The sequence below is a fragment of the Streptomyces sp. NPDC051315 genome, assembly GCF_044455165.1.
Classification (GTDB): Bacteria; Actinomycetota; Actinomycetes; order Streptomycetales; family Streptomycetaceae; genus Streptomyces.
The window spans coordinates 479736-496280 of record NZ_JBITEN010000003.1 but is presented as its reverse complement, the minus strand read 5'-3'; the positions used below and the strand labels follow the sequence as shown (position 1 = coordinate 496280).

Annotated in this window: 11 protein-coding genes; 5 read left to right on the top strand and 6 right to left on the bottom strand. The window is 69.4% G+C overall.

Annotated elements, in window-relative coordinates; genetic code table 11:
- The first annotated feature begins 98 nt into the window (after positions 1-98).
- From ACIBBD_RS08635 to ACIBBD_RS08625, 3 genes are all read left to right on the top strand, one after another.
- Positions 99-1388: a hypothetical protein gene (locus tag ACIBBD_RS08635; RefSeq protein WP_399418551.1), complete on the top strand. Its 1290-nt coding sequence runs from the start codon at positions 99-101 to the stop codon at positions 1386-1388.
- Positions 1389-1499: 111 nt separating this feature from the next.
- Positions 1500-2162, top strand: coding sequence for a hypothetical protein (locus ACIBBD_RS08630; protein WP_399418550.1), 663 nt, complete (start codon positions 1500-1502; stop codon positions 2160-2162).
- 118 nt (positions 2163-2280) lie between these two features.
- Entirely contained in the window at positions 2281-4332 is a 2052-nt protein-coding gene (locus tag ACIBBD_RS08625; protein WP_399418549.1) for a fibronectin type III domain-containing protein, read from the top strand.
- 82 nt (positions 4333-4414) lie between these two features.
- Here the strand turns inward: ACIBBD_RS08625 and ACIBBD_RS08620 are convergent, their stop codons facing one another.
- The 5 genes from ACIBBD_RS08620 to ACIBBD_RS08600 form a co-directional block, all read right to left on the bottom strand.
- A complete protein-coding gene (locus ACIBBD_RS08620; protein ID WP_399418548.1) occupies positions 4415-4864 on the bottom strand; it encodes a heat shock protein transcriptional repressor HspR in 450 nt (149 codons plus the stop codon).
- Between the two features lie 5 nt (positions 4865-4869).
- Positions 4870-6045, bottom strand: coding sequence for a molecular chaperone DnaJ (gene dnaJ / locus ACIBBD_RS08615; RefSeq protein ID WP_399418547.1), 1176 nt, complete (start codon positions 6043-6045; stop codon positions 4870-4872).
- A gap of 33 nt (positions 6046-6078) precedes the next feature.
- Positions 6079-6738 (bottom strand): nucleotide exchange factor GrpE, encoded by a 660-nt coding sequence (grpE, locus tag ACIBBD_RS08610; RefSeq protein WP_399418546.1) that lies wholly within the window; start codon positions 6736-6738, stop codon positions 6079-6081.
- Positions 6735-8582, bottom strand: a complete 1848-nt coding sequence (gene dnaK / locus ACIBBD_RS08605) for a molecular chaperone DnaK (RefSeq protein ID WP_399418545.1) — start codon at positions 8580-8582, stop codon at positions 6735-6737. The genes grpE and dnaK overlap by 4 nt, the downstream gene beginning before the upstream one ends.
- 95 nt (positions 8583-8677) lie before the next feature.
- Entirely contained in the window at positions 8678-9802 is a 1125-nt protein-coding gene (locus tag ACIBBD_RS08600) for an MraY family glycosyltransferase (protein ID WP_399418678.1), read from the bottom strand.
- A 260-nt stretch (positions 9803-10062) separates the two neighbouring features.
- On the opposite strand from ACIBBD_RS08600, the gene ACIBBD_RS08595 reads away from it, so the two are divergent.
- Positions 10063-12354 carry a (Fe-S)-binding protein gene (locus ACIBBD_RS08595; RefSeq protein WP_399418544.1) on the top strand — a complete coding sequence of 764 codons (2292 nt, stop codon included), beginning with the start codon at positions 10063-10065 and terminating at the stop codon, positions 12352-12354.
- Between the two features lie 287 nt (positions 12355-12641).
- Positions 12642-13682, top strand: a complete 1041-nt coding sequence (locus ACIBBD_RS08590) for a Yip1 family protein (protein WP_399418543.1) — start codon at positions 12642-12644, stop codon at positions 13680-13682.
- Between the two features lie 146 nt (positions 13683-13828).
- Here the strand turns inward: ACIBBD_RS08590 and ACIBBD_RS08585 are convergent, their stop codons facing one another.
- On the bottom strand, positions 13829-16342 hold the full coding sequence (locus ACIBBD_RS08585; protein ID WP_399418541.1) for a DUF6185 family protein: 2514 nt from the start codon (positions 16340-16342) through the stop codon (positions 13829-13831).
- Between the last annotated feature and the right edge of the window lie 203 nt (positions 16343-16545).

The following is a 16545-nucleotide window of genomic DNA, read 5'->3' as shown; positions in this document are numbered from 1 at the left end:
TTCTTCTTTCTCAGCTCTCAGCGTCACCGCCGTCACGGATGCGGACTTCCGGCACCGTCACCGCAGTGCGCCCCTAGCGATTCCTGGGGGAATCCACCATGTCCGCGTCCGCCGTGACCGCCGCGCCCGCCCGTCCCGTCGCCGCCCGCCGCCTCCGCGCCCTGGCCGCGACCACCGTCGCCGCCGCCGTCGCCGGCACCGTCCTCGCCCCGGTGACCGCCCTCGCCGCCGACGGGGCGACCGGCGGCGCCCCGCTGACGATGACGCTGGGCGCGCCCACCCCGGACGGCCCGCTGAAGCGGGGCGGGGCGACGGAGTCGATGCTGCTGACGGTCACCAACTCCTCCGCCAAGGCACAGGAGTTCGCGGCGTGGCTGCCCGGCGAGGCGGACGGCCCGAGCCCGCTGCTCGCGGACTCGGTCGTCTTCGACGTCACCGCGGTCGACGCGCCCGCCACCACGTCCCGGGTCGGGCGGCAGGACGGCTCCTGGCAGGGCCTGTTCTTCCCCGCCTCCGGCGACGCGTCGACCAGCTTCTCGATCCCCGCGAAGAGCGAGTTCACCTGGAAGGTCACCGTCGGTCTCGGCGCCACCTACCCCACCAACGACGGCGACTTCACGCTGACCGCGGGCGCGCTGGCCGGTGACGTCGACGACGACCCGGCCCGCAACACCGTCGTCTTCACGACGGACCCGAAGATCACGCCCGGCACGCTGGACCTGACCTGGGTGCGGGACGACAACGTCGTCGCCCGCCCGGGCCGGCGCGCCGGCCTGACGCTGACCGCGACCGCCACCGGCCCCGGCGAGTTCCCCGCCGAGCTGCGCCGCACGATCTCCGCGCAGGGCTTCCGCGACGGCGCGGGCGACCCGGACTTCATCCTGGAGGCCGAGGTCGGCGGCAGGATCGTGAAGCTGGAGGAGACCAACGAGAGCCAGTGGGAACTGCCCGCCCTCCCGAAGGGCTTCGGGGCCGCCTCCGGCACCGCGAGCATCGACGTCTACCTCTCGCTGGGCGAGAACACCGACATCACCAAGGACACGGAGGTCCCGCTGGAGGCCCTGTTCTCCATGGGGGACACCTACGGCTTCACCGGCATCCCGACCGAGGTGACGGCCGGTCCCGCGAAGTCCACCCCGGGCTCCCCGTCGGCCACCCCGTCGACCGAGCCGTCCGAGTCCCCGTCCGCCCCCGCCTCCGCGACCCCGCCGGCGTCCGCCTCCACCACCCCGGCCGCCGCCACGACGACCACCACCACGACCAGCGGCTCCCTGGCCGCCACCGGTTCCGGCGGCACGGGCCGGTACGCGGCCCTCGCCGCCGTCCTGGTCGCACTGGGCGGCGCGGCCACCTGGTTCGGCGTCCGCCGCCGGGGCTCGCGCGTCTGACGGTGGGTCACCGCCCTCGCGGGCCCGGAGGGTGACGCTCCCTCCGGGCCGTTTCCCCGTGGACCGGTACCGTCGTCCCGATCATGCTTCATCACGGGGAACGGACACTCCATGCGCATCGGGCGAGCACTCACCGTCGGCGTCACCCTCCTCACCCTGACGGTGGTCACGGGGTGCGGCGGTGACGACGGGACCACCACGGACAACGGTGCGGAGGCCGCCGCCACCCCGGACCGGGCCCGCACCACGGCTCCGGCCGGCGGTGACACCGCGGGTGACGGCACGACCGGCGGCAGCTCCACTGCCGGCGGTACCACCGAGCAGGGCTTCGACGGCGCGCTCCCCGAGGCGTCGGACATCGCCACCCTCGCGCGGTACGTCGACCTCTTCACCTCCTGCAAGGAGGTGGAGACCGGTGACGCGTACGACGCCGGCCACGACGCCTCGGACGCCGCCTGGGGTTCGCAGGAGGCGGCGGACGCCTCGTGGGGCATCGGGGAGCGCGCCGTGTGCAAGGACTTCACGTACCCCATAGCCCTGCTGACGGTGTCGGACATGAGGACGTTCCAGACCGCGGCCAAGGCCGCCGGCGACGAGTTCGCCGTCGGGGAGAACATCGCGGTCGTCCCGGTCGGCGACGAACAGGTCGAGGCCCTGTCGAACTCGGAACTCGTCTTCCTCAGCTGCGACCCGGACTTCGCGCCGCCGAGCGGCTACCGGACGGAGTCGGCCCTCGTCGACGGTTGCGTGCTGAGCGACTACTGGCCCGCCTGACCCCGGCCACCCGGCCGCCCCCCGCTCGATCCCGCGCCCGTACAACCAATCCCCGTCCTGACCGGTCCTTTTCGCGACGGCTGATCTGCGCCGTCGCCGAAGAGGACCGAAGGACGGAATGAACCGAGCCAGACGCACGACCGCCGCGGCAGCGACCGCGCTCGTGCTCGCCACCGCGGGCGGCCTGATCGCCGTCACGGCCGCGCCGGCCTCCGCCGCCGGCTGCGTCCCGCCCGCCTACACGCGGCAGATCTTCGCCAACACCACGTTCTCCGGTACGCCGAAGCAGACCGGCTGCGACGCCGTGATCAGCGAGAACTGGGGCACCGGCGCACCGGCCACCGGGGTGCCGTCGAACTACTTCGGCGTCCGCTGGGCGGTGACCCGCGACTTCGGCTCCGGCGGCCCGTTCACGTTCACGGCCGCCGCCCGGGACGGCATCCGCGTCTACCTCGACGGCGTCCGCAAGGTCGACGTCTGGAAGAACGTCTCGACGACGGTGACGAAGACCGTCAACCTCAGCATCCCCTCCGGCAAGCACACTCTCCGCATCGACTACGTCAACTGGACGGGCTCCGCCGACGTCAAGTTCGCGTACACGCCGAGGACGTCCGCGACCGTCGACACGGTGGCCCCGCTGGCACCGAAGGGCGTCTGGACGTCGTACGACACCGTCGGCCTCAAGGCGTACGTGCGCTGGGCGAAGAACCACGAGATGGACCTCGCCGGGTACCACGTCTACCGGCGGCTCGCGGGAAGCACCAGCTGGTCCCGGGTGAACAGCACCCTGCTGACGGGCACGGCCCTCACCGACGCCCCGCCCCCCACCGGCCAGGGCTACTCCTACGAGGTCCGCGCCGTGGACAAGGCCGGGCGGGTGTCGCCCGGTTCGGCGGACGTCTCCGTCACCACCGTCGACCGTACGGGCCCGGCGGCACCGACCGGACTCACCGTCACCGGTGACTGCTACGGGAACAGGCTCGCCTGGAACCCCGTGGCGGGCGCCGCCGGGTACCGGGTGGAGTACTCCCCGCAGGCCTCGGGACCCTTCACCCTGCTGCAGTTCACCACGGACCCGCGGCACCGGGACCTCGACGCCCCGTGCAACGCGCCGCGGTACTACCGCGTCCTGGCCCTGGACCCGCTGGACAATCCGTCGGCCCCCTCGGCCGTGGTGCTCGGGGACGGAGTGGACCGGACCCCGCCGGAGGCGCCCTTCGACGTCGAGGCCTGGGCCGAGGCGTCGGACGTCGACGTCTACTGGAAGGTGTCGCCCTCGACCCAGGCGGACCTCTCCCAGGAGGGCACGCTGCGGGTCTACCGCTCCGCCGGCACCACGGTCGCCCCCGACGCTCAGCCCCTCGACTGCGACATCCGGTACCACGGCAGCACCTCCTCCTCCCCGTGGTACGAGGCCATCTGCCCGAGCACCGACGACTGGGCCCCCGACAGCGTCTACGCCTACGCGGTCACCGCCGTCGACCAGTTCGGCAACGAGTCGCCGCGCTCGACCGTGATCGCGCGCAACGAGGACGCGGTGCCGCCCGCCCCCGTGACCGGGCTGAAGGCCACGCCCCGCAGGGACGGCGTGCTGGTGGAGTGGAACGCCGGCCCCGAGCCGGACGTGTCGACCTACGACGTCTTCTACGGCGTGATGAAGGACGGCGAGCCCGAGTGGCTCGGCCCCTGCAACAACGGTTCCATCTGGAACACCGCCCAGCTGTGCGTCAACCTGCCCGACGGCGAGGACTACGTCTTCACCGCCGTGGCCGACGACCGTTGGGGCAACCAGCTCCCCCTCACCGACCCCTCGGTGCCCCATGTGGCCGCGACCGAGCTCGATGTGCGTCCCCCGGTCACGGCCCCCGAGGGCAGCCCGATCTCCGTCATCAGCGGCTGGACCCAGTACACGTGGATGCCCATGTACTGGAAGTGCGCGCCCGGAGCGGACTGCTCCCAGGTGACGGGCTACCACGTGGACCGCTGGGACCCGGCCCAGGGCGCGTACGTCCGCCTGACCCAGGCCCCGCTCCCCGCCGGCGCCGACCGCTACGAGGACCCGGGCGCCAAGCTCGGTGACACGTACTTCTACCGCGTCACCCCGGTCCTGGCCGACGGCTCGGAGGGCGTCCCTGCCACCGGCTGGCGCCTGTACGCCGCCACGGTCTAGCCCGGCCGGCCCACGCGGAAGGGCCCGTCACCCCACCGGGTGACGGGCCCTTCCCTTACCGCTGACGCGGCCGGAGACCGCCCTACTCCGCCTGCTGCCGCTTCGGCCGCCACACCACCAGCGCGCTGGTCTGCTGCACCTCCTGGTACGGCACCAGGTCGCGCCGGTAGGAGGCGTGCACGGCGGCCTCGCGCTGCTGCATCGCCGCCGCCGCGCCGTCCAGGGCCGCTTCCAGTTCCGCGACGCGGGACTGGAGCGCGGCGACCTGGTTCTCCAGCTCGATGATCCGCTTGATGCCGGCCAGGTTGATGCCCTCGTCCTGCGACAACTGCTGGACGGTGCGCAGCAGTTCGATGTCGCGGGCCGAGTAGCGCCGGCCCCGGCCCGCGGTGCGGTCCGGGGACACCAGACCCAGACGGTCGTACTGGCGCAGCGTCTGCGGGTGGAGGCCGGAGAGCTGGGCCGCCACCGAGATGACGTAGACCGGGGTCTCCTCGGTCAGTTCATACGGGTTACGCCGACGGCCGTCCATCACCCTCAAGCTCCCTTCGCGGCCTCGAACAGCTCCGCCCGCGGGTCCTCACCCGCGGTCGCCTCGCGATACGCCTCCAGTGCGTCACGAGCCTTCCCCGACAGGTCCTTCGGAACACTCACCTCCACGGTGACCAGCAGGTCGCCGCGGGTGCCGTCCTTGCGGACCGCGCCCTTGCCCCGTGCGCGCATGGTGCGGCCGTTGGGGGTGCCGGGCGGCAGTTTCAGCGTCAGGGCCGGGCCGCCGAGGGTGGGCACCCTGACCTCCCCGCCCAGTGCGGCCTCCGCGAAGGTGACGGGCACGGTGACGGTGAGGTTGTCGTCCTTGCGGCCGAAGACCGGGTGCGCGCCGACGTGGACGACGACGTACAGGTCGCCGGCCGGTCCGCCGCGTTCACCGGGGGCGCCCTTGCCGCGCAGCCGGATCCGCTGCCCGTCGGTGACGCCCGCGGGGATGCGGACCTGCATCGTGCGGGAGGACTTGGCCCGGCCGCTGCCCTTGCACTCCATGCAGGGGTGCTCGGCGATCAGTCCGCGGCCCTTGCAGTCCGGGCAGGGGTCGGTGAGGGAGAAGCCTCCACCGGAGCCCCGCGCCACCTGGCCGGTGCCGACGCAGGTGGGGCACACGCGCGGTGTGCCGTTCTTGTCGCCGGTGCCCGAACAGGCCTTGCACGGGGACTGCGAGGACATGCGCAGCGGAACGGTCGCGCCCTCGATGGCCTCCGTGAAGCTCAGCGTGACCTCGGACTCGATGTCCTGGCCCCGCCGGGGCTGGGTGCGCGCGCCCGTGGGACCGCCGCGGTTGAACAGGCCCCCGAAGACGTCACCGAGTCCGCCGCCGAAGCCGCCGGCTCCCCCGCCGCCCTGGGCGCCTCCGAAGAGGTCGCCCAGGTCGAAGTTGAAGGAGCCGCCGCCCGCGCCCGGCCCCGGGCGGAAGCCGCCGTTGCCGAAGAGGGCGCGTGCCTCGTCGTACTCCTTGCGCTTCTTGGGGTCGCCGAGCACGTCGTTCGCCTCGGAGATCTCCTTGAAGCGCTCCTCGGCCTTGGCGTTGCCCTTGTTGGCGTCCGGGTGGTACTCGCGGGCGAGCTTCCGGTACGCCTTCTTGATCTCGGCCTCGGTGGCGTCCTTGGGGACGCCGAGGACCTTGTAGTAGTCCTTCTCGATGAAGTCCTTGGTGCTCATCCTCGACGTCCCTCCTCTCTCATCGATTCAAGCTCAGCCCTCGTCCGGGCCACCGCTCTCCTTGTCGTCGGCCGCCGTGTCGCTCTCCTCGGCCGGCTTGACCGTCTGGGCCCCCGGCTGGGGTTCGGCCACCGCCACCCGCGCGGGGCGGATGGTGCGCTCGCCGATCCGGTACCCGGGCTGCAGAATCGCCACGCACGTCGTCTCGGTGACGTCCGGCGCGTAGCTGTGCATCAGGGCCTCGTGGATCGTCGGGTCGAAGGGCTCGCCCTCCTTGCCGAACTGCTGCAGACCCATCTTCGCCGCGACGGTCTCCAGCGACTCGGCGACGGACTTGAATCCGCCGACGAGTTCGCCGTGTTCCCGCGCGCGGCCGATGTCGTCGAGCACGGGCAGGAGCTCGGTCAGGAGGTTCGCGATGGCGATCTCCTTGACCGCGATCCGGTCGCGCTCGACCCGGCGGCGGTAGTTCTGGTACTCGGCCTGCAGGCGCTGGAGGTCCGCGGTGCGCTCACCGAGCGCGGTGCGGGTCTGGTCCAGCTGGGCCGTCAGACCGGTGATCTGTGCGTTCACGTCCCCGGCCGGGGCCGCGCCCTCCTCCGGGGAGGGGGCGGCCTTCGGCTCGGCGTCGTCGGGGGTGGCGCCGGAGGGGACGTCGGGCTTCTCCTCGAAGCCCGGGGTCTCCTCCGTCACGCGGCACCGTCCTTGCGCTCGTCGTCCACGATCTCGGCGTCGACGACGTCGTCGTCGGCGGCCTTCCCACCGGCGGCGGCACCCTCGGGACCGCCCGCGGCCTGCGCGGCCTGGGCGTCGGCGTACATGGCCTGGCCCAGCTTCTGCGAGACGGCGGCGACCTTCTCGGTGGCGGTGCGGATCTCGGCCGTGTCCTCGCCCTTGAGCTTCTCCTTCAGCTCGGCGACGGCTTCCTCGACCTCGGTCTTGACCTCGCCGGGGACCTTGTCCTCGTTGTCCTTGAGGAACTTCTCGGTCTGGTAGACCAGCTGCTCGCCCTGGTTGCGGGCCTCGGCGGCCTCGCGGCGGCGGTGGTCCTCCTCCGCGTACTGCTCGGCCTCCTGGCGCATGCGGTCGACCTCGTCCTTCGGCAGCGAGGAGCCGCCGGTGACGGTCATCTTCTGCTCCTTGCCCGTGCCCAGGTCCTTCGCGGTCACGTGCATGATGCCGTTGGCGTCGATGTCGAAGGAGACCTCGATCTGCGGGACGCCGCGCGGCGCCGGCGGCAGACCGGTCAGCTCGAACATCCCGAGCTTCTTGTTGTACGCCGCGATCTCGCGCTCGCCCTGGTAGACCTGGATCTGCACGGACGGCTGGTTGTCCTCGGCCGTGGTGAAGATCTCGGAGCGCTTGGTCGGGATCGTGGTGTTGCGCTCGATCAGCTTGGTCATGATGCCGCCCTTGGTCTCGATGCCGAGGGACAGCGGGGTCACGTCGAGGAGCAGGACGTCCTTGACCTCACCCTTGAGGACACCGGCCTGGAGCGAGGCGCCGATGGCGACGACCTCGTCCGGGTTCACACCCTTGTTGGCCTCCTTGCCGCCGGTCAGCTCCTTGACGAGCTCGGCGACGGCGGGCATACGGGTGGAGCCACCGACGAGGACGACGTGGTCGATCTCGTTGATGGAGACGCCGGCGTCCTTCATGACGTTGAAGAACGGGGTCTTGCAGCGCTCGAGCAGGTCCGCGGTGAGCTGCTGGAACTGGGCGCGGGTGAGCTTCTCGTCCAGGTGCAGCGGGCCCTCGGCGGAGGCGGTGATGTAGGGCAGGTTGATCGAGGTCTCGGTGGACGAGGAGAGCTCGATCTTCGCCTTCTCGGCGGCCTCACGCAGACGCTGGAGCGCCATCTTGTCCTTGGAGAGGTCCACGCCGTGGCCGCTCTGGAACTGCTTGACCAGGTAGTCGACGACGCGCTGGTCCCAGTCGTCACCACCGAGGTGGTTGTCACCGTTGGTGGCCTTCACCTCGACGACGCCGTCACCGATCTCCAGGAGGGACACGTCGAAGGTGCCGCCACCGAGGTCGAAGACGAGGATCGTCTGGTCGTCCTTGTCGAGGCCGTAGGCGAGCGCGGCCGCGGTGGGCTCGTTGACGATGCGGAGCACGTTGAGACCGGCGATCTCACCGGCTTCCTTCGTCGCCTGGCGCTCGGAGTCGTTGAAGTAGGCGGGGACGGTGATGACCGCGTCGGTCACCTTCTCGCCCAGGTAGGCCTCGGCGTCCCGCTTCAGCTTCTGCAGGATGAAGGCGGAGATCTGCTGCGGGTTGAAGTCCTTCCCGTCCAGCTGGATCTTCCAGTCGGTGCCCATGTGACGCTTCACGGAACGGATGGTCCGGTCCACGTTGGTGACCGCCTGACGCTTGGCGACCTCGCCGACCAGCACCTCGCCGTTCTTGGCGAAGGCGACGACGGACGGCGTGGTCCTGGCGCCCTCGGCGTTGGTGATGACGGTGGGCTCGCCGCCCTCCAGAACGCTGACGACGGAGTTAGTCGTGCCCAGGTCGATGCCGACCGCACGTGCCATGGTGATCTTCCTCCAGCTGACTTGAGTGGAACGGACTCAAGTGTGCACGAGGCTCACCGCCCGGTCAACAGACCTGAGTCGGCCGGACTCAACTCTTATCCGTTCCTTACACGCAAGGACCCGCTGACCTGCGAGGACGCCATACGGCGCGGTGTTCGCACCGGGGATTCGGCCGACCGCCTGGGGGGTTGCACCACGGAGACGTGTTGACGCCGGGCGCGGTTCCGGCCCCGCACGGCACCCTCCCCGGGGCGCGCGTACACCGGCACCCGCCACAGCCCGAGGACGACGACCAGGACGCCGCCCGCCACCCAGAGCGCGGCGTGCGCGCCCGCCCAGCCGGTGTGCACCAACGCCCCGACGAGCACCCCCGCGAAGGCCGCGGCACCGACGACGACCGTCACCCCCTGCGGCGTGAGCCCGAGCCGCCTCAGCCGGTGGGCGAGATGGTCGGGGGCGCGCCGCCGCAGCGGGCGTCCGGCGGCGCGGCGCGCCAGCAGGACGAGGGCGGCGTCGGCGGTGGCGACCGCGGTGAGCGCGAACAGCACGCCCGCGCCGGCCGCCGCGTCCTGTCCCGCGCGGAAGGTCACCGCCGCGACGGCGAGCAGGAAACCGGCGAACAGCGCGCCGCAGCCGCCGAGCGCCACGCGCGCGGGAGGCCAGTTGTGCATCAGGAACCCGGTCAGCGCGGCGGCGAGCACGCTCAGCAGCACCGCGAGCCCGTCCATCACCTCGGCCGCCGCGCACACGGCCGCGCCGAAGGCGGTGACGACCGCCACCGTGCCGGCCACGCCGTCGGCGTGGTCGAGGGACCGGAAGGCGAGCGCGACACAGGTGATCCAGCCGACGGCCACGACGCCGGCGGCGACACCGGTGTCGCCGTACGGCACCACGCAGGCCGCCGCCACGGCCGTACCGGCGACCAGGAACCGCGTCTTGAGCCGCCACACGTCCGCGATCAGCCCGAGTGCGGCGAGCCCGCCGCCCGCGGCGAGCAGCGCGCCCATGCCGTCCCCGAGCGGGGCGATGCCCGTCCAGTTCCCGACGACCGCGACGAGACACGTCGCCAGTACGACGGCCACACCCCCCGACAGGGCCACCCGTCGCTGTCGCTGGCGCCGGTCGATCAGCCCGACGCGCAGGGCGGGTACGCGCAGCAGCGCGGCGAGGACGGCGGCGAGGAACAGGGCGGAGGTGGCAGCGGCGATCCCGTAGAGCACGGACATAAATTAGTCATGAATGTACCAATTTGGTACGAATAACACGAACGGATTCCGCAGCGGTCCCGAGCGGCCCGCCGGGGCGCCCCCCGGCAGCCTCCTGAGGCAACCCTCAGCGACGCAGATCACCGCACGCCTGGCTACAGTGCGACGGAAGATGAGGGTAGTCTCAGACGGACTGCATAAGTTACCGCTTAGTAATTTCGGGGAACCCGTCGAAGGACCCCCGACGAAACCCCTCGCAGGCCCGAGGAGCCCCCATGCAACTCGCCGCGATCATCGTGTCGCTGGCCCTGACCGTGGTCGGCGTCGCCCTGCTCGCCCGCGCCATCGGCCAGTTCGTCCGGTACTTCAAGCTGGGCCAGCCGGTCCCGGCGGGAACCCGGACCGACAACCCCTACCAGCGCAGCGTGACACTGGTCCGCGAGTTCCTCGGCCATACGCGCATGAACCGCTGGGGGATCGTCGGTGTCGCCCACTGGTTCGTCGCGATCGGCTTCCTCACGCTGCCGCCGACGATCATCACCGCGTACGGCCAGCTGTTCCAGGCCGACTGGACGCTGCCCGTCATCGGCGGCTTCCTGCCGTACGAGCTGTACATCGAGTTCATCGCCGCGATGACCACCCTCGGCATCGCCACGCTGATGGTCATCCGTCTGCTGAACCTGCCCTCGCGCCCCGGCCGCAAGTCCCGCTTCGCCGGCTCCAAGATGGGCCAGGCGTACTTCGTCGAGTACGTCATCCTCACCATCGGCCTGGCCATCTACGTGCTGCGCGGCCTCGAGGGCGCGCTGCACCACGTGGAGCACTACGAGGCCGCGTACTTCGCCTCGTACCCGCTGATCCTGGCCTTCGACGGCCTGAGCGTGGCCACGCTGCAGAACCTGGTCTACCTCTTCGCGATGATCAAGCTGGGCACGACCATGATCTGGATGATCACGGTCAGCCTGAACACCAACATGGGTGTCGCCTGGCACCGCTTCCTGGCGTTCCCGAACATCTGGTTCAAGCGCAACGCGACCGGTGGGACCGCCCTCGGCGGCCTCCAGCCGATGACCTCCGGCGGCAAGCCGATCGACTTCACCGACCCCGGTGACGACGACGTCTTCGGCGTCTCCCAGGTCGAGCAGTTCTCCTGGAAGGGCCTGCTGGACTTCTCCACCTGCACCGAGTGCGGCCGCTGCCAGTCGCAGTGCCCCGCCTGGAACACCGGCAAGCCGCTCTCCCCCAAGCTCCTGATCATGTCCCTGCGGGACCACGCCCACGCCAAGGCCCCCTACCTGCTGGCCGGCGGCGGCAAGACGATGGAGGGCGAGGAGAAGGCCTCCGAGGAGCAGCTCAAGGACGTGCCCGCCACGGCTCTCGCCGAGGCCGAGCGCCCGCTGATCGGCACCGCCGAGGAGAACGGCGTCATCGACCCGGACGTCCTGTGGTCCTGCACCACCTGCGGCGCCTGCGTCGAGCAGTGCCCGGTCGACATCGAGCACGTCGACCACATCGTCGACATGCGCCGCTACCAGGTCATGATCGAGTCGTCGTTCCCGTCCGAGGCGGGCACGATGCTCAAGAACCTGGAGAAGAAGGGCAACCCCTGGGGCCTGGCGAAGAAGCAGCGCCTGGAGTGGACCAAGGAGGTCGACTTCGAGGTCCCGGTCGTCGGCAAGGACATCGAGGACCTCTCCGAGGTCGAGTACCTGTACTGGGTCGGCTGCGCCGGCGCCCTCGAGGACCGCGCCAAGAAGACCACCAAGGCCTTCGCCGAGCTGCTGCACATCGCGGGCGTCAAGTTCGCGATCATGGGCGGCGACGAGAAGTGCACCGGTGACTCCGCCCGCCGCCTCGGCAACGAGCCCCTCTTCCAGGAGCTCGGCATGGAGAACGTCATGGCTCTGAACATGGCGTTCGGCGAGGAGACGGACGACGAGGGCAACGTCACGCCCGAGTCGAAGAAGCCGAAGTCGGCGAAGAAGATCGTCGCCACCTGCCCGCACTGCCTCAACACGATCGGCAACGAGTACCCGCAGCTCGGCGGCGACTACGAGGTCATCCACCACACCCAGCTGCTCCAGCACCTGGTGGACGAGGGCAAGCTCATCCCGGTGACCCCGGTCGAGGGCATCATCACGTACCACGACCCCTGCTACCTGGGCCGCCACAACAAGATCTACACGCCCCCGCGCGAGATCATCGCCAACGTCCCGGGCCTGCGGAACGAGGAGATGCACCGCCACAAGGAGCGCGGCTTCTGCTGCGGCGCCGGTGGTGCCCGCATGTGGATGGAGGAGCGGATCGGCAAGCGCATCAACAACGAGCGCGTCGACGAGGCCCTGTCCCTCAACCCGGACATCGTCTCCACCGCCTGCCCGTTCTGCCTCGTCATGCTCACCGACTCGGTGAACGGCAAGAAGAACGACGGCAAGGCCAAGGAGTCCATCCAGGTCGTGGACGTCGCCCAGCTCCTCCTGGAGTCGGTCAAGACCCCGGTCGACGACGAGCCCCCGGCGGGCACGTCGGAGTCCGAGAGCGAGCCGGAGCCGCAGCCGGTCAAGTGACCGGCCCGGACGGCACCTCGCCGGTGCGTTGCCGACGCCCCCCTGTCCCCCGCGTGTTGCGCGGGACAGGGGGGCGTCGGCGTACGGGGAGGTCCGGGTGGGGGTGGTCGTACGGGTTGGTCGTGGAGGTGGGTCGTGCGGTCGGTCGTACCGGTTGGCCGCACGGGTCGGCCGCGCAGGTCGCTCGTCCGAGGGCGGACGTACGAGTGCGGACGTAGGAGTCTGGTCCTAGGGGTCCTGTCGTACGAGTCCGGTCGTACGGGTCTGTGCGGGTCTCCCCTTAGGGGATGTCACAGGTCGGCCGCAAAGCCGCCTCCGTAGGGCCGGGCCCCGCACGTCACTTGGCGGGACCAGGTACGTTCGATGACGTGGCTGGATTCAGGATCGGACGTGGCGGCCGGGACGGCCGCGCCCCGCAAGCGCGACCCCAAGACCCTCCGTACGGGCAGCAGACGCCCCAGGGACCGGCGTACGGCTACCCGCCGGCGCAGCAGCCGTACCCGCAGCAGCGGCCGCAGTACCGCGGCGGCCAGCAGCCCCCGTACGGCGGCGGCAGCGGCGGCGGCCAGTGGCCCGGGACGAACGGCGGCGGCCAGGGCGGCGGGTACGGCGGTGAGCCGGAGTACTTCGGCGGCGACGACCCGTACGCCCCCGGGCCGGGCGCCCCCGACCCGTACGCCGCGAACAACCCGGGTCACACGCAGGCGTTCTCGATCGACGACCACCAGCAGTACAGCCAGGGCGAGACCTACCACGCCGGCTCCACGGCCCCGTCCGGCCCGATCGGCCCGCGCCTGCACTGGAAGGAGCTGCTGAAGGGCGTCGTCCTCTCGCCCCACCAGACCTTCCTCCAGATGCGGGACTACACGATGTGGGGTCCCGCCCTCGCCGTCACCTTCCTCTACGGCCTGCTCGCCGTGTTCGGCTTCGACGACACGCGCGAGGACGCGATCAACGCGACGCTCTCCAACGCGATCCCGATCGTCCTGACGACCGCCGTCGCGATGGTGCTGAGCTCCTTCATCCTGGGCGTGGTCACCCACACCCTGGCCCGTCAGCTCGGCGGCGACGGTGCCTGGCAGCCCACGGTCGGCCTCTCCATGCTGATCATGTCCCTCACGGACACCCCCCGCCTGATCTTCGCGATGTTCCTCGGCGGCGACGCGTCGTTCGTCCAGATCCTGGGCTGGGCCACCTGGGTCGCGGCCGGCGCCCTCCTCACCCTCATGGTCACCCGCTCCCACGACCTGCCGTGGCCCAAGGCGCTGGGCGCCTCGGCGATCCAGCTGGTGGCGCTGCTGTCGATCGTGAAGCTGGGCACGTTCTGATCCACAGCTGTGGACAAGGAAGGGGCTCCCCGAACCACTCGGGGAGCCCCTTCCTGTATCCCGCTCCCGCCCAGACGTCGAGAACCCGCCCGGCCCGCGTAGGGGATCTCCGCCGCACGACGAGCGACGCGTCGGCCTGTCACGAGTCAGCGGCCCGGGGGCGGCGCCGTCGGGCCACCTTCCCTGAAGGCTTTCCAGATCGTGGCGAGCGCCACGATCTGCGCCAGGAAAAATCCGATCGAGGCGAAGCGCATCCGATAGACGTACATGACCAGGCTGGCGCTGCTCGGCCAGTAGCGTCGTTCGCTCTGAAACGTCTGCACGTCCATGACCAGGCCAGTGAATGTCATCACCGAGGCGAAGGCGGCGACGGAGCCGGTCACACCCGCCACGCTCTGACCGACGAGTTCGGCGATGATCTGGTGAGCAATGACTGGAATGGCGAACGCGACAGCGACACACAACGCTTTCGTCGGTCCGTGGCGGCCGGGAAGATCACGCCACAACGCCCCCATAAAGAATCCCCCACTCACCCAGATCACATGCCAGTACACAACGGTGAACAAAATGGAAAGAAAGCCTACGTCGCTCCGCGTGAGTGGAATCCATGTATCACTGCCGATGAGGTCGACCCAGTACATCAGGCCGGTCGCGGGGATACCGAACAGGCACGCGATCATCGCGCATCTACAAGCGTTCCCCCACCATGTGGCCATCGGGCCGCAAGCGAAGGCCACGTCGACGGGCCTGACCCCTTCCGGAAGGCACTGGTCCAGACGATCGATTTCCCGCTCGATCGCTTCGTGCGCCGACGTGTTTTCGGCCGGACTACCGGCACGGAGGTGATGAAGCTGTTCCTGGAGCTCTCGATAGTGACGCGCCAGACGCAAGAGGTCCGACCGTTCGGTCCGTGAAATGACTCGCCCCAGGGGGAGGTTGTCCACATAAGGCCGTTCCAGTACGGACCTGGAACGCGCGAAATAAAGCAGCACCCACACCACGAACATACCGAAAAGCGAAGCAAGAACAGATCCCGAGATGCCGAAGTAATAGCCATATCCAGGAAGGACGACAAAGGCGAAAAACACTACGAAGAGGAATCTCTCCGCCTCGCTGGGGGTGAACGATCCTGCCTCATGCTGTTCGGCCCTGCAGACACGGAGTGCTCCCACGAGCACCAGAGGCGTCAAGACGAGCGCAACACAGTCCCAGAGAAGAGAGAGTGAACTGTCAGGAAACCACCACCACCACAAGTCGTAGCGTTCAAGCCATTTATCCTCGTAGTTCGTCCAGGCGGTGTCGACAAGCCAAGTGAGATGATCCCAGTCGCGCCAAAATGCGATGAATGCCCACAGGAGAGTCAGCGCCGACAGCCCGGCGGAGACAGAAAGCACAGCCCACAGGGGCAACCTCCCGCCGTTCATCAGCAAAGCTCGCTGGCCCGCAAAGAACGCACCCACCCAGAAAACGAAGACCACTACCGCATAGGCAACCAATGTCAACCAGAGGCCGACGGGGGACATCGGTCTATCACTCGTGGGCAGCAATGAGAACTCAGAGACTTCAGAGGCGATGGAAACCGCGGCGATGGACAGCATGAGGGCGCAAAAGGTGATCAGCAGAGTCCTGTTCAGCCTACCGAAGAAGCACAGGAGGGCCGCGACCACAATGAGCGAAACAAGAGCTACGGTCGTCCCGTAGCCGTACTTCCAGAGGAATTCATCGCTCAAAAAGTACAGGACATTGTCGCCCATGTACACAAGCAGTCCGATGAATGTCTGCAACACCCCCCACGAGCGAAGTGTCCTCAGTGCTCCTTCTTCGTCATCGGTCGGTCGTTGCCCGCGACCTCGGCGCAGTCGTCCGGCCACGACGAGCACGCCAACACCTGTCGCGACGTACCAGGCTGCCCCTGAACCGCTGTAGGCGCCCAGCGCCTCCCAGGGTTCGTCAAGGGACAGGGTGATCGCAGCCCACCTCTGCGGCATGGGCGGGTGGAATCCGAGCCCGATACTTGCGACCGGCTTCCTGTTGTGCCACCTCAGTACGGTGCCCTCTTCGCCGATGGCAGGAGGTGGGCTGACCCAATTCGCTCCGGGGCCGCCCAGGTCGACATGCACTTCCTCCCACGTCGCCCCCACCAGATTCCGTGGTGGGAGCAAGCGCAGTTTCCACACCGGCTTTTCTGTGTCCAGTTCCCAGGGGCCCACACCGTACGTCTCGAGCCCCTGCACCCACACCACAGCCTCGTAATGAACCACAGTCCCCTGTTGGGCGGCCTCCACCGTGAGGGGCTTCAGGCGCCACTCGAAGTCGAAGAAGTCCTTCTGCTCGACTTTCCCCAAAAGGCAACGCAGTGCTTGGCGATAGCGAGACGCATGAGTGCCCAGAAGCAGATCCGGAGCGCGGACCCAACCAGGCGGAATGGTCACTTCCATACGGCTGGTCAGTATGCTGTAATCACGTCCATTGTGATCGAACTTCGCCGAGGCCCTGACTTTGACGTCACGGAGTTGATCGACTCGGCAGTCATCCGCTGCCTGATGGGCCTCATGCGCGTACGCGTCATCCGTGCCGATCGGTGCTGACAGGAGAACCAGCACAAGCGTGAGGAACGCGCAGTATCTGAGGCGGATCACCGCTCCAGGATCTTCCTTCACCCGCGTGAAGTCCCTGGTGGCACAGCAGGTGCGTGCAGGTCCACCCTGACAGCCCATGCCGGTCAGGAGCAGGACGCCGGTGGTGCCACGCAGGAGAGACGGTCATGGGGATCCGGGCGGCGTGCGGCCGAACAGATCGGCCGCGCGAAGGAGAGGACCTCGCCCGAAGGGACGGTTTCGGAGTCCTCAGCGACCGCCGTGGT